Here is a 13,656-nt window from a genome sequence, read left to right as displayed (position 1 = left end):
AGATTTGCATGTACAACATCAAAACAGAAAACATGCCTATCAAAATAAAACACCTGCTATTTGCCGCGCTTTGCTTAATGGCCTTTAAAGCTTCGGCACAAACCACCAACATAATAGAGCCTGCACCCATCACGGCACCAATCCACAAAGCCAACATTGGCCGTATCATTTTTTTGAACGATACTATCCCCGTAGCGCAGATAACGGATGCTGATATCGTAAAAGAACTGGTGCTGAACCCGAAGAACAACCTCAGTATGTGCGCTTTTATGGGTAATTCGCTTACCAATTACCAGCATCAGATGGCACCGGAGCTTACGGTGGAGCAATTGAACCAGGGCAACTTCCAGTTCTCGTTTTTTATAGACGATAAGCTCATTTACCAGGAAAACATGCACAAAGGAGCCGGTTATAATTGGCTGAAAAACAGCCGAACTGCCCTGCGCATCAAACTTATCAGCACCCAGCACGAGGACATGTGGAGCCGCTACCTGTTTACCCGCATGATGACGCGTGGTGGAGAAGATGCTTTAACTACAGGTACGCATACCTTACGGATAGAGCTGCGGCCTTACATTGCCATCCCTGCGCTTAAGGTAGGAAATATCATAGCCAAAGGCGATTTGAAAATCATTGTACAGCCTGCCGAAGTGAAGGATGTACAGATACAAACTATAAAGCCCGGCAGCGGATGGCCGGTTTCTGCTGAGCCATATGATAAAAAGCTAATTATGGACATGAACGAGAAGATTGCCCAGAATAAATTCAAGAACATCAGCGGCGTAGTGGTCATCAAAAACGGCAAGCTACTGATCGAAGAATACTTTAACGGCGAAGGCCGCGATACCCTACACGATCCGCGCTCCGTTGGCAAAACATTCGCATCAGCGGTGATGGGCATAGCCATAAAGGATGGCTACATCAAATCGGAGCAGCAAACGCTTGGCGATTTTTACAACCTGAAGAATTACCGCAACTACTCGCCCAAAAAAGACAGCATCACCATCAAAAGCCTGCTCACCATGAGCTCGGTCTTCGACGCGAACGATAACGACGGCGACTCGCCAGGGAACGAAAACAATATGTACCCCACGGATAACTGGGTGAAATTCGCGCTGGATTTGAAGGTAGACAGCAGCAAGCAAGCCTACAAAAACTGGAACTATTTTACCGCGGGTATTGTAGTGTTAGGGGATATCCTCAACCAAAAAGTACCCGGCGGGTTGGATAAATACGCCGATGCCAAACTGTTCAACCCCCTCGGCATTGTCAATTACAAATGGCAGTACACCCCACAACACGTGGCCAATACAGCAGGAGGCATCAGGCTAAGAGCATTGGATTTTGCCAAATTCGGGCAGTTATACAAGAATAACGGCGTATGGAAAGGCAAGCAAATTATCCCGAAAGAATGGGTGGAAAAATCATTCACGAAACAAATGACCTTGCCCGCAGATGTTGTTGGCCCCGGCAATTACGGCTACCTGTTTTGGAACAAAACTTACACCATTGGCGATAAGGCCTATGAAACCTGGTACTGCACCGGCAATGGCGGCAACAAGATATTTATCTTTAAAGACCAGCCGCTGGTGATAATCGTAACTGCCACAGCTTACAACGAAGGTTACGCACACGCTCAGGTTGATAAGATGATGCAGCAGTATATATTGCCGGCGGTAGTGAAGTAGGGGATTTATCAAAATATAAGCAATCGTCATGTTGGACTTGTTTCAACACCCCATCATAAAAGTGGCCACTATGCTAAGCCTATTTGCATGTCGGTTACCTGCCGTGTGGGGTGCCGAAAAGATTTCGGCATGACGTTTTGTGATTTTTGTACCCTTACTAGCACACCTCCGCCAGCTTACAAACAAACTCAGCCATGTAAATTGCCCGCTCTGGCGTTATGGGTTTTTTGTTGCCTACAATGAGGGTGTGGTTTACGATTTCTATCACGAAATCGTCTTCGCGGATATCCATCACCGCGTTACGGAACTGGCGGTCCATACAGCTGATGGCTTTGGCATGGTCGTTCACCATTACGTAGAAGGTATCGCTAAAGGCTTTGTCTTCTTTAAAATCCAGCTCCAGTGGGTGTATCAGTTCGGCTAATTTATCGCGCAGAGTTTCGGGGCGGATTTTTACACGACCAAAATCGCGTTTGAGGTAGGCCAGGGCCCAGGTTTGGTATTCAAAATGGTCGGTAATGAGACCTTCGTGTGCTTTTTTGGAATGAGTGTCTACAAACAATACATAGCAATCGCTATGGCCGTTCTTGATAACGTAAGAGCCCAGCAGGTTATAATCGTGGTACTGGTTAAAGGCATCGAAATCTTCCAGATGGAAGTTGATATGCCCGGTTAGCTGCATATTGAAACGCGACCTCAACTCATCGTACGTAGCCTGGAAACTGTCTATCGTGTCCTGCGAAAGCCCCTTAGTATCGAATAAAAAACTACTCATTGCTTAAATTTATGACAGCCTAAATATAGCAACAAGCCGAATTAATTATTTTGTGTATTTTACACTAATAATTAAAACCTTCAGCCTGATGAAACATATCAAAAAAGTGGCGCTTTGCCTGGCTTGCTGCATTGCCATTAGCTTCGCTGCATCTGCCCAAACAAAAACTGCCGAACAAATAAACCAGGACTTAAGCATCGGCCGCAAGAAAATCGATTCGCTGGATAAACTCCTCATCAGCGTTTTGGGTAACAGGCAACGCATCGTGCGGGAGATTGGTGCATATAAAAAGAAGAATAACGTACCCCCATTACAGCCTGCCCGCTTTAAAGAAGTGGTTGACAGGGCCGTTGCAGCGGGTGCCGTTGAAGGCCTTTCTACCGAATTCGTTACCGAGTTGATGAACGCCATCCACAAAGAAAGCCTCCGAATGGAGGGTGACAGCACCCTTAAAAATTAAGATTGAAGTAAATTGTTAGCCTAATATTAAATTAAGCGTTGTTTACTAAGGGATAATTTTATGTATTTTGCCACCAAAACAAAACGCTGTAAATGAGAAAATTATTCCTATCCCTTATTACTTTAACTGCTGTTGCCTTGCTATTGCAAAGCTGCGAAAAATCAAAAAAGGTTATCGTACCCCAGGCCATCAGGGTGCAGGGGCTTTTTTCCTTAACGGGTAACTGGTCGTCTCTGGGCATCACTTCTAAAGCCGCTTTAGAAATTGCTCAGGAGGATATCAATAAATACCTGGACACAAAGGATGCCAACTTCAGGCTATCGGTTGCGGTATCTGATACCAAACTCGAAACCGAAACAGCCAGGTTGTTGTTCGTTGATGCTAAAGACCGGGGCATAAAATTCGTAATCGGGCCGCAATCGAGCGCCGAGCTCGCGCTTATAAAGCCAGAGGCCGATGCCCACAATGTATTGGTGGTGAGCCAAAGCAGCACAGCTGGGAGCTTAGCCATTGCCGATGATAACGTGTTCCGTTTTTGCCCTTCGGATAAGATAGAAGGTGCTGCGAGCGGTGCAACCATATTTAAGCAGGGTGCCACAGGTTTGGTTACCGTTGCCCGCGACGATGCCGGCAACAAAGGTCTGCAGACTTCTACCGGTGCGGCATTCACCACAAAAGGCGGCGAAGTAAGCGCTGTTGCACCCTATGCCATTACCACAACCAACTATGCATCGGTTATAGCCAGTATAAAAGCCGAGGTTGCACGCTTAACCACATCTAAGGGTGCGGGCAAGGTTGCGGTTTACCTGGCATCGTTTGATGAAGGTATCGAGCTATTCAAGCTCGCTAGTGCCGAGCCTACGCTAAACAGTATAAAATGGTACGGCGGCGATGGCGTTGTGCTGAGCACTGCATTGACAGGCAACGCCGTTGCGGCGGAGTTTGCCATTAAAACCGGCTTTTTTGCGCCATCATTCGGTTTGCCCACTGCGCTGCAAAGCAAATGGCAGCCCATTGCCGATAGGATAAAAGCCAAAACCGGCACCGACCCGGATGCTTACGCCCTGGCCGTTTATGATGCCTTATGGACGATTGCCTATACGCTTGAAGATGCCAAGGGCAGCACTACCGATTTTGCGAAGATAAAAACCCTGTTTGTGGCCCAGGCCAATAAAGATACCGGCATAACCGGTGCCGATGCCCTCGATGCAGCCGGCGACCGCGCCAGCGGGACTTTCGATTACTTCGGTATCGTTAAAGATGGTGCCGGCTATAAATGGGCGTTGGTAGGCAAGAGCGACGATTAAGATCGAATTCCCTGGATATTGCGAGAGCGCTGGTTGGCTAAGTGGCCGATTAGCGCTTTTTGCATTTAAACCGAATTAGCCTATTGTTTGTCGGTTGGCCAAGGCGCATATAGGTTCTCCCAGCCATTGCTCAGGTATTTCTCATTCGGTGAAAAATCGCCGGCTCCAATATCCAAATCCTTGGAATTAGGGATGCGATAATCGCCCCAATTACAGGTTTTTAGGGTCTTTTTATCGTGGCTTATCCATTGCCCTATAAATTGATTATTTGAATAACTATCCGAGTGGATGTCCATATCATCGTACTGAACAACGTTATTTTTATCGATATAAATTTTCGCGATGACCATGCCCTTGAACACTCCCGAATGCTCATTATTGCCGGTTTCTGAAAGCACGTAGGGGCCTAAAAGTGTGTACCTGCCTTTTATGCCCTTGTCTTTATATTCGTCGTCAAGTCCGTAATAATCCGGAGACGATATACCCGCCACGTTCAACGTTATCCTACCGCTAAAACTCTGGATGTTGTTTTTCACCCACGATTTGCCCGTTACGATATACGTGTCGGGCTTTTCAGGGTCTTTTTTTGCCGATAGGAATTTTATCCGCAGGCGTTGAAAATTATCGCCGATGAAGCCAAATACCGCAGAGTTATCAGTATGTGTAAATATGCCGGACAGGTCATACTTCAGTAGCTCTTTCCTGGCTGCCTTGCGTTTCTCTAATGTGTTGTAAGGTGGTGGGTCGGCTTGCGCCGAAGCAGGCCTGTGATAAGCTAAAAAGCAGAGTAATAGCAGGATTTTCAATGATGGTTTCATAGTGATTTAGGTTCAGGCTTTCCTTGGCTTATTGCGGTGCATGATAAGCTGATAAATTAAAACGATGAGAGATATCAGGACGAGGTAAATTGATGCAAAAATAACCACATAGCATATCCCGTATATTATCGTTATTATTTTTCCGCCAAAATCCAATAAAAGATTAACGGTAATACTTGACAGGACCATTGCTAAGAGGCTAAATATTAAAACCTTAAAAGCTACTCTTCCCCATTTGCTAAGCTTGAAACTTATCATTGTTATGGGTTTTATCTTTAGTTTTCGAGATGAATTACAGTGTTCTCTATCCAGTCTTCATTCATGTGTTCAAGCACATCCGCGTACCTCGGGTTGGTTTTATCAACAATCTCAAATTGCTGCCTCCAAAAACCATCTCCAACTATTTCCTGATAAATGTAAAGGATTGATTCGTTAGAGAATTGAATGAAATAGTTGGTCGCCTCATCCTCTTTAATGGCCGTTATAGTTAAATTGTTATCTAATTCAGGGTGTGGTATTTTTTGCCATAGTCGCTTTTTCCATAATTGCCTTGATAATATTTTTTTGCTTTGCTGATAGGTTAATTTAGATGAATCGAAATATAAACATCCTGCATCAAACTCCAGTACCATTTGCAAACCGTAATGATTAGTGAGGTCATTTTGAAAAAATAGATTCCGTATGATTTGCGTTTGTAAATCAAGTGCTTGCATAATTCTACATTTAACTTATCAATATTCTACTTATGCAAAACCCCATCCTGCACCCACCACCACAGCCAATTGCCGCCGCTTGCTTTGCTTAAATCGAATTTAGCCAAATCGAAATGGCCTGCACCGGTGTCTGAGCCTTGTATTTCATACACTTTCAAAGCCTGCTGGTCATGGTTCCAGTTTAATGGTTTGCCGGGGGCGAGGGTCTCAGGCAGTTTCGTAGCATCAGGTAACAAGAAATAGGCTTTGCTACTACCGAATACAACCGCCTGTCCGTCTTCGTCCATGCAAACGGCGGTGCGTTCATCGGCGGCTATGCCTTTGATAGAGACATGCCAGTCTTTGGCAATCCGGGCGAGGAACACCACATGGCGGCCCTGGCGGCTGCGGGTAAGGTAATGCTGGTCGGTTATTACATCGTGCAGGTAGGGGGCGTGGACAAAATCGTTATTGTAGAGCTTTACCAAATTGTGATAGGGGTTGGCCAACGCCGTATCTGCCGTAAGGCTGGCAATTTCGCCGCTGTAGTAAAAGCCGCCCAGGATGGCGCAACCCGCGCTGGTACCGCCTACCGGCACATACTTTTTGTTAAGCAGGTAGTTTATGGCGGCCATGGTTTTGATGCCCCGCCAGTACTTCATGTAATTACTTTGGTCGCCGCCGGCGATGAACAGCATTTCGGCATTGCGGATGATGTTGGCCACCGTATCATTATCAGCCAGCTCGCGCGAATCTATTTTGAGCGTTTCCACGGAGTTTACTTTGCCCAGTTCATAAATGTAGGGGTTATAAGCCGCCGTACCCGATGCGCGGATAATCACCACATCTCCGCCGCCGCTTCGGTTAATCATCCATTTAAAGGCCGCATCTACGTCTTTACCGCCACCCATCATCACCACACCAAGCCTGGTAGGCGTTTTTAAATCGGCGGTATCGCCGATAACGCCGAGGGATGCGGGGCGGTTGGGGTATTTTTTGGTGGTATCGGGCTTTGGGGCAACTTGGGTATCTTCCCGAACAACTTTCGATTCAACAATTAGCTGTCCATTTTTTTTCTTTGAAAAGACTTCGATGCAAACCTTGCCTTTGTTGATTGTCTTTTCGCCAATAAAATCTATAGGAATTTCTGACTGGCTTATCCACTCGTCGTAGTTGAGGAGCCGTTTACGAACGATGGTAACATCGGTATGGTTAAGTGTCCGGATAAAAGGTAGTTTTTGGTACCCGGAATATTTACCTTTCCACACGTCGGAAAAAGTGTATGTGTGTCCATCCAAATCAACCGCGTATTTCTTTAGATAGTACTTCCCTTTGTTATGTACCCTTACCATTACCGAATCGGGCAAGGTTGTTTGTCGGGCAAGCCCGGTAAAGCAAGCCAGGCAAAAAAAAGAAGCGAGTACAAACTTCATTAGGTAAACATAAGCCTTTGAAGATGAAATCGCAATATGCTCAACTTCTCTAATTCGTGCTTTATACAAATCCGAAATCGAAAACCGCAAATCCGAAATCAATTAATACTTATACGCTGCCATCTTGCCGCAGCTGCAGGCGCAATTGGGGTCGGTTATGCCCAGTTTCTTTAAAAAGAACTGGTAAAAGCCAATGCGGTCGTTCATGCTGTAGTTATCCTCGCCTTTGTTGCATTCCAGTTCGCCGTTTACGATGATGATGGTCATGCCGAAGCCGGGTGTGCGGCCGGCGGCCTTGTCTTTGGCGTTGGGCTGCCACCTGCCCACCATTACATCATGTGCGCTTGGTTTATGCGTTTCGGGCGTCATCCAAAAATAAATGGCTGTTTTAAAAGCCACTACCGGGTCGGTTTCTACCAGTGCGGGGCTATCCAGCAGTATATGTTTGTTGCCAAAGATGCAGTCTGATGCGTAACCATAATTGCCATTATAGCTCAGTTGTATTGGGCCCCGGCCATAATATTTTTGGCCTTTAACGGGCGGGTATTCGTCGCTATCGCTTACGTAGGTGCGGGTAATATCGGCTTCGCGCTTTAGCATCAGGCCATCGGTATAGCTCTCGTTAATGCCGTGGCGGGTTTCATGGGCTATCTGGGCAAAGAAAGCAGCCAGTTCGCGTTTGTTGGTTATGGCATCTTTGTCAGTACAAAAGCCGCCATAATCAACAGTAAAGGTGCTGTCGGGTTTTTCTTTGGCCCATTCTTCGTTCCAGTCGCCGTCCTGGCGCACTATACTGTCTTTACCTGTGCGTTTATCGGTACGAACGAACTGGTAAACGGAAACCGCACGCCGGTTTACTTTCACCTTTACCTGCGCCATCTCGTCAACCGCTTTTATAAAGGCCTGGTAGGTATAGAATTTATCGCGCTGGGGGAAAAGGTCGTTGTATTGTTTCTCGCTCAGAAATTTACTGAAAGAGGGGAGTGGTGGGGGGAGCAATACCACCTCCGTGATTTTGCCACTATTGCATTTAAAGCTAAACAGCGGGATAGCAAGCAAACAAATTAAAGCAAGCTTAGCGGATGATATGATGAGTTTCATGGCAGCAATGATATATATTTGAACAAACACCACGCTGGTATTTAAGTTCGGATTATTTTACCACAAAGAACACAAAGATGTGCTGCTTTATTATCACAAAGTGCACAAAGTTTTTTAAAACCGATAATAAGCAAACAAAAAAATCTTTGTGAACTTTGTGTTTTTATCTTAGCGGCCTTTGTGGTTAATCATAAACATGAGATGAAGATATATACTAAAACCGGCGATAAAGGCTATACCTCCTTAATTGGCGGTACCCGTGTGCCCAAGCACCACCTGCGCATTGAAAGCTATGGTACCGTAGATGAGCTGAACAGCTGGATTGGCCTTATACGCGATCAGCACCTGGCTCCGCATGATAAGGACATACTGAAAGAAATACAGGACAGGCTCTTCACCATCGGTTCCTCGTTGGCGGCCGATCCCGAAAAATCGCGTATGGTAACGCCCGACCTTAAACCTGCCGACGTGGAGCTGCTGGAGCAGGAAATGGACCGCATGAACGAAACTTTGCCCGAACTGCGTCATTTTATTTTGCCGGGCGGAAATAATGTTATATCTTACTGCCACATAGCCCGCTGTGTTTGCCGCCGCGCCGAACGCTTGAGCGTGCACCTGGCGGAGGAAAGCACGGTTGATGAGTTAGTGAATATTTACCTTAACCGGCTGAGCGACTACCTGTTTACGCTTGGGCGTATGGTGGGCTTTGATGCAAAAGTTGCTGAAAATCAGTGGTTACCAAGATTATAAAAAAATTACAAAAAAATAGTAAAAATCAATTTAAAAATATTATACTTTTGCGAAAAAGGAAATTTACCCAACTAATATAAAAACATGTATTGGACACTTGAATTAGCATCGCATTTAGAAGATGCGCCATGGCCGGCAACAAAAGATGAATTAATTGATTATGCAATCCGTTCGGGCGCGCCGGTGGAGGTTATAGAAAACCTACAGGCACTTGAAGACGATGGCGAACCGTATGAGAACATAGAGGAGATTTGGCCGGATTATCCTACTAAAGACGATTTCTTTTTTAACGAAGACGAGTATTAATTATACTTGTATAATACTTAGAGCCTCCGCATTTGTGGGGGCTTTTTTTGTGGGCAACGTTTTTGGAACGGTTTTGGTATGGCTATATGTAAATACATCTATACTTAAATATAAAACACAGCATTATGAGAGGCTTATTGTACATCATCGCCGTCATCCTGATCATTGGATGGCTATTCGGGTACTTCTACGGAAACGCCGGCAGCTTAATCCACATCTTATTGGTTATAGCCATTATAGCATTAATATTAGGCGTTATCAGGAGGGCCTGACCAATAAACAATGTCTGCGCATGGCCGCAGCTTTATAGATAATTCAAATCAACGGGCATTGCAACAGCGGCGCCCGTTTTTTTATGGCGTTTTGCATTGGTTTTGGCATTTACGCCAATACAGTCAACTGAAACTTTAACAATTATAACACACAACAACATGAGGGGTATATTGTACATCATTGCCGTTATGCTGGTTATTGGATGGATATTCGGTTTTTTCTTTAGCCACGCAGGTAACCTAATACATGCATTACTGGTAATCGCTATCGTAGCGTTGTTACTAGGCATTATCAGGCGGGCCTGATAAGTATATAACGTTTGCGCATGGCCGCAACGTTGTAGATAATTTATGAATGGATACGCAAACGCAATATCTGTTTTTTTTTACGTTTTTGGAATGGTTTTGGCATTAGGCCAGTACAATCTACTGAAACATTAACATATAAAAACACAACAACATGAGAAGCTTATTGTACCTTGTCGCGGTTATCCTGGTCGTTATCTGGATTTTCGGCGCGTTCGTAAGTCCGTTTGGCGGCAATATTATCCACGTATTATTGGTAATTGCTATTATCGCTTTACTACTTGGCGTTATCAGAAGAGCCTGATAATCCACCCGCAAGCAAAATAATTAACCATCGGCTTATTAGGCCGATGGTTTTTTGTTTATAAGGGCCTCGGCAATGGCAATATCATCGGGGAAAGTTATCTTGATATTGCTGTAATTGCCTTCAATTAGCTGTATTTCAACGCCTAGCTGTTCCACTACCGATGCATCATCGGTAAATTTAGGGTCGAAAGGTTGTTGGTAGGCTTCCCTTAATATTTCTGATTGAAAGGTTTGCGGAGTTTGTACCAGGTAGATGCCCTCGCGGTTTAAGCTTTGCGAGGAGTCGCCCTCTAACTGCCTTACCGAATCGCGGCTTTTAACGGCTACTACGGCGCTGCCATGGGCCTCGGCGCAATTATAGGCCTCGTCTATCACCGCAGGGCTTATAAGAGGCCTAACGGCATCGTGTACAGCAATTAGCACATTTTTATCGGTAATTTGGTCAATTGCATTTTTAACCGAATGGAAGCGCGTTTCGCCGCCTGCAATTAATGCGTGTTTTATAACAAAGTTATGCACAGCGCATAGCTCTTTCCACAGCGTATGATAGCGCGCATGCAGTACCACAATCAGCTTCGGCTGCAGGACACTGGCAGAGAAAGCCTCCAGCGTATGCATCAGCACCGGCTTGCCGTTCAGCCCAATGAATTGCTTAGGCAAGGCCGACTGCATCCGTGTGCCCGAACCACCAGCTACGATGACGGCGTAGGTTTTAGATTTTAGATTTGGGATTTTAGATTTGAGATGGGACATGCTTTAGATTTTAGACGTGAGATATGAGATATGAGATAAAATATGCATGGCGGCTTTATTAGCACCAAAGCTATAAAACACAAATGAGATATAAACTTTCGCTTATATCTCATTTGTATCTTGATGAAATTGAGCTAGTCTCAAATCTCACATCTAATATCTCAAATCTAAATTTAGATAATCAGCATCGCGTCGCCGTAGCTGTAAAAGCGGTATTTCTCTTTAACGGCAATTTCGTAGGCGTTCATTACGTGCTCGTAACCGCCAAATGCACTCACCATCATCAATAAGGTAGACTCGGGCGTGTGAAAATTGGTTATCATGCTGTTCGCTATGCTGAATTCGTATGGCGGGAAGATGAACTTGCTGGTCCAATCGTTTGCGGCTTTAAGCGTTTTGTTGGCCGATACAGCCGACTCGATAGTACGCATAGACGTGGTACCCACGGCGCAGATGCGGCTCTTGCGCTCGATGCCTTTGTTTACGATATCTGCCTGTTTTGCTTCGATGATAAACTGTTCAGAATCCATCTTGTGCTTGGTAAGGTCCTCCACTTCAACCGGGCGGAATGTGCCTAAACCAACGTGCAGGGTAACCTCGGCAAATTCAACGCCTTTCAGTTCCAGGCGTTTCATCAGCTCGCGGCTAAAGTGCAGGCCGGCGGTAGGGGCAGCAACTGCGCCTTCGTGCTTGGCAAATATGGTTTGGTAGCGTTCTTTATCGTCGGCAGTGGCTTTGCGTTTGATATATTTTGGCAGCGGTGTTTCGCCCAGTATTTCTACGTTGCGGCGGAATTCCTCGTCGGTACCGTCGAACAAGAAGCGGATGGTGCGGCCGCGCGACGTGGTGTTATCAACAACCTCGGCTATCAGTAAGTCGTCGTCGCCAAAGTATAATTTGTTGCCTACGCGTATTTTGCGGGCCGGGTCAACCAAAACGTCCCAAAGGCGTAGTTCTTTATTAAGTTCGCGCAGCAGGAAAACTTCGATGGTGGCACCGGTTTTTTCTTTATTGCCATACATGCGCGCAGGGAATACTTTGGTGTTGTTCAGGATCATTACATCCTTGTCATCAAAATAATCCAATATATCCTTAAATATTTTATGCTCAATTTTGCCCGAATCGCGGTGGAGCACCATTAAGCGCGATTGATCGCGTATGTCAGATGGCGAATGAGCGATAAGTGACTCGGGTAAATTGAATTTAAACTGGGATAATTTCATGCTTTATATATGAATTTTCAGGGCGCAAATGTACGGAATTTTTGTTAGTTTAACCGATTTTTATAACATTTCGTTTTGATTATTAGAAAAATACTTTTATGGCGAACGCTGTAACTTAAAGCCGCAGCCGCAGTCTAAACCCCATATCGCCCTGCACAGCTATAAAAGCACGGGGCGCTTTGCCTGTTACGATAACGATACCGATATGATCATATTAAAACTTATCCGCGAGAGCTTCCTGTTTGCATACGATGCGCTCAGGCAAAACAAGTTGCGTACGCTGCTTTCCCTGCTGGGCGTAACCATTGGTATATTTACCATCATTGCGGTACGCTCTGCGGTTGATACCCTGCGCAATAACTTGCAGGCAAGCGTAAATAAGCTAGGCAATAACAGTATTTACGTGGAGAAATGGCCCTGGGTAGGCGAGGATAACTTTCCCTGGTGGAAGTATATGCAACGCCCCGTGCCTAAGCTGCGCGATTTTGAGCAGATGCGCCGCCGCAGCCAAACTGCCAAGGCTATTACTTATGAGATAAGCATTGCTAACCGTACCGTAAAATATGGTAGCAACACGGTAGATGGCGCACAGATAGGCGCGGTATCGCATGAGCACGATAAGGTAATTAGCTTCGATTTTCAGGATGGGCGATATTTTACAGATATTGAATCGCGTACAGGCTCGCCAGTGGCCATCGTTGGTTATGATATAGCCGACAACCTGTTCCCCTCCGGCGATGCTGTGGGCAAGCAAATGAAGATAATGGGCCGCAAGGTTACCATTATAGGTGTTTTTAGCAAGCAGGGAGATGATATGCTGGGTATTTCTACCGATAAGCAATTGATTGTGCCATTGAATTTCGCCAAAAACGTTATCGATATAGAGGACGAAAAATACTCGCCTTCGTTAGTAATCCGAGGGCACGACAACCTTTCCGAAGATGAAGTAGAAAGCGAAGTACGCGGGCTGATGCGCTCTATCCGTAGCATTCGCCCCGGCGATGAAGATAACTTCGCCCTCAACAAATCAAGCGTCATCTCCAACCAGTTGGATAGCGTTTTCGGCTTCGTGAACGTCGCGGGCGCCATCATAGGTGGCTTCAGCGTACTGGTTGGCGGTTTTGGTATTGCTAACATCATGTTCGTATCGGTAAAAGAGCGTACCAATATCATCGGCATACAGAAATCATTGGGTGCCAAAAATTATTTTATCCTGCTGCAGTTCCTCATCGAATCGGTGGTACTTTGCCTGATGGGGGGGCTTATCGGGCTGGGGCTTGTGTACCTGGGCACCGTGGGGGCTAAGGCAGCCTCGGGGCTCCAAATTGTTTTAGACACAACCAATATCATCAGAGGCTTAAGTATTTCGGTAATCATCGGCATCATTGCGGGCATTATACCGGCCTGGTTTGCATCCCGCATGGATCCTGTTGAGGCAATACGTACCAATTAATTAGCATCAGGCG

The 13,656-nt window shown here is 45.7% G+C and carries 16 protein-coding genes; 9 read left to right on the top strand and 7 right to left on the bottom strand.

Annotation, left to right across the window (positions count from 1 at the left end; translation table 11 throughout):
• The first annotated feature begins 8 nt into the window (after positions 1-8).
• On the top strand, positions 9-1,688 hold the full coding sequence (locus AC1DXC_RS11265; RefSeq protein WP_477459254.1) for a serine hydrolase domain-containing protein: 1,680 nt from the start codon (positions 9-11) through the stop codon (positions 1,686-1,688).
• A gap of 157 nt (positions 1,689-1,845) precedes the next feature.
• On the opposite strand, the gene AC1DXC_RS11260 is transcribed toward AC1DXC_RS11265, so the two are convergent.
• Positions 1,846-2,463, bottom strand: a complete 618-nt coding sequence (locus tag AC1DXC_RS11260; RefSeq protein ID WP_477459253.1) for a hypothetical protein — start codon at positions 2,461-2,463, stop codon at positions 1,846-1,848.
• 88 nt (positions 2,464-2,551) lie between these two features.
• Between AC1DXC_RS11260 and AC1DXC_RS11255 the strand changes: the two genes are divergently transcribed.
• Together AC1DXC_RS11255 and AC1DXC_RS11250 are read left to right on the top strand one after the other, a co-directional pair.
• A complete protein-coding gene (locus AC1DXC_RS11255; protein WP_477459252.1) occupies positions 2,552-2,923 on the top strand; it encodes a chorismate mutase in 372 nt (123 codons plus the stop codon).
• A 92-nt stretch (positions 2,924-3,015) separates the two neighbouring features.
• Entirely contained in the window at positions 3,016-4,230 is a 1,215-nt protein-coding gene (locus AC1DXC_RS11250; protein ID WP_477459251.1) for an ABC transporter substrate-binding protein, read from the top strand.
• 80 nt (positions 4,231-4,310) lie between these two features.
• On the opposite strand, the gene AC1DXC_RS11245 is transcribed toward AC1DXC_RS11250, so the two are convergent.
• From AC1DXC_RS11245 to AC1DXC_RS11230, 4 genes are all read right to left on the bottom strand, one after another.
• On the bottom strand, positions 4,311-5,048 hold the full coding sequence (locus AC1DXC_RS11245; protein WP_477459250.1) for a hypothetical protein: 738 nt from the start codon (positions 5,046-5,048) through the stop codon (positions 4,311-4,313).
• A 275-nt stretch (positions 5,049-5,323) separates the two neighbouring features.
• Positions 5,324-5,761: a hypothetical protein gene (locus tag AC1DXC_RS11240; protein ID WP_477459249.1), complete on the bottom strand. Its 438-nt coding sequence runs from the start codon at positions 5,759-5,761 to the stop codon at positions 5,324-5,326.
• Between the two features lie 26 nt (positions 5,762-5,787).
• Positions 5,788-7,173 carry a cyanophycinase gene (locus AC1DXC_RS11235; RefSeq protein WP_477459248.1) on the bottom strand — a complete coding sequence of 462 codons (1,386 nt, stop codon included), beginning with the start codon at positions 7,171-7,173 and terminating at the stop codon, positions 5,788-5,790.
• Positions 7,174-7,275: 102 nt separating this feature from the next.
• A complete protein-coding gene (locus AC1DXC_RS11230) occupies positions 7,276-8,274 on the bottom strand; it encodes a chitinase (RefSeq protein ID WP_477459247.1) in 999 nt (332 codons plus the stop codon).
• A 201-nt stretch (positions 8,275-8,475) separates the two neighbouring features.
• On the opposite strand from AC1DXC_RS11230, the gene AC1DXC_RS11225 reads away from it, so the two are divergent.
• From AC1DXC_RS11225 to AC1DXC_RS11205, 5 genes are all read left to right on the top strand, one after another.
• Entirely contained in the window at positions 8,476-9,024 is a 549-nt protein-coding gene (locus AC1DXC_RS11225; protein ID WP_477459246.1) for a cob(I)yrinic acid a,c-diamide adenosyltransferase, read from the top strand.
• An 84-nt stretch (positions 9,025-9,108) separates the two neighbouring features.
• Positions 9,109-9,330: a DUF2795 domain-containing protein gene (locus AC1DXC_RS11220; RefSeq protein ID WP_002996718.1), complete on the top strand. Its 222-nt coding sequence runs from the start codon at positions 9,109-9,111 to the stop codon at positions 9,328-9,330.
• 125 nt (positions 9,331-9,455) lie between these two features.
• Positions 9,456-9,602 carry a lmo0937 family membrane protein gene (locus AC1DXC_RS11215; RefSeq protein ID WP_477459245.1) on the top strand — a complete coding sequence of 49 codons (147 nt, stop codon included), beginning with the start codon at positions 9,456-9,458 and terminating at the stop codon, positions 9,600-9,602.
• A gap of 159 nt (positions 9,603-9,761) precedes the next feature.
• Positions 9,762-9,908 carry a lmo0937 family membrane protein gene (locus AC1DXC_RS11210; RefSeq protein ID WP_477459244.1) on the top strand — a complete coding sequence of 49 codons (147 nt, stop codon included), beginning with the start codon at positions 9,762-9,764 and terminating at the stop codon, positions 9,906-9,908.
• Positions 9,909-10,062: 154 nt separating this feature from the next.
• Positions 10,063-10,212 carry a lmo0937 family membrane protein gene (locus tag AC1DXC_RS11205; RefSeq protein WP_477459243.1) on the top strand — a complete coding sequence of 50 codons (150 nt, stop codon included), beginning with the start codon at positions 10,063-10,065 and terminating at the stop codon, positions 10,210-10,212.
• Positions 10,213-10,250: 38 nt separating this feature from the next.
• Here the strand turns inward: AC1DXC_RS11205 and AC1DXC_RS11200 are convergent, their stop codons facing one another.
• A complete protein-coding gene (locus AC1DXC_RS11200) occupies positions 10,251-10,967 on the bottom strand; it encodes a 2-C-methyl-D-erythritol 4-phosphate cytidylyltransferase (protein ID WP_477459242.1) in 717 nt (238 codons plus the stop codon).
• A 173-nt stretch (positions 10,968-11,140) separates the two neighbouring features.
• A complete protein-coding gene (queA, locus tag AC1DXC_RS11195) occupies positions 11,141-12,190 on the bottom strand; it encodes a tRNA preQ1(34) S-adenosylmethionine ribosyltransferase-isomerase QueA (protein ID WP_477459241.1) in 1,050 nt (349 codons plus the stop codon).
• 205 nt (positions 12,191-12,395) lie between these two features.
• Here queA and AC1DXC_RS11190 point away from each other — a divergent pair, with 205 nt between their 5' ends.
• On the top strand, positions 12,396-13,643 hold the full coding sequence (locus AC1DXC_RS11190; protein ID WP_477459240.1) for an ABC transporter permease: 1,248 nt from the start codon (positions 12,396-12,398) through the stop codon (positions 13,641-13,643).
• The last annotated feature ends 13 nt before the right edge of the window (positions 13,644-13,656 follow it).

It is taken from the genome of Mucilaginibacter sp. P2_D11 (genome assembly GCF_056404435.1).
This window is presented reverse-complemented; position numbering and strand designations above follow the sequence as displayed.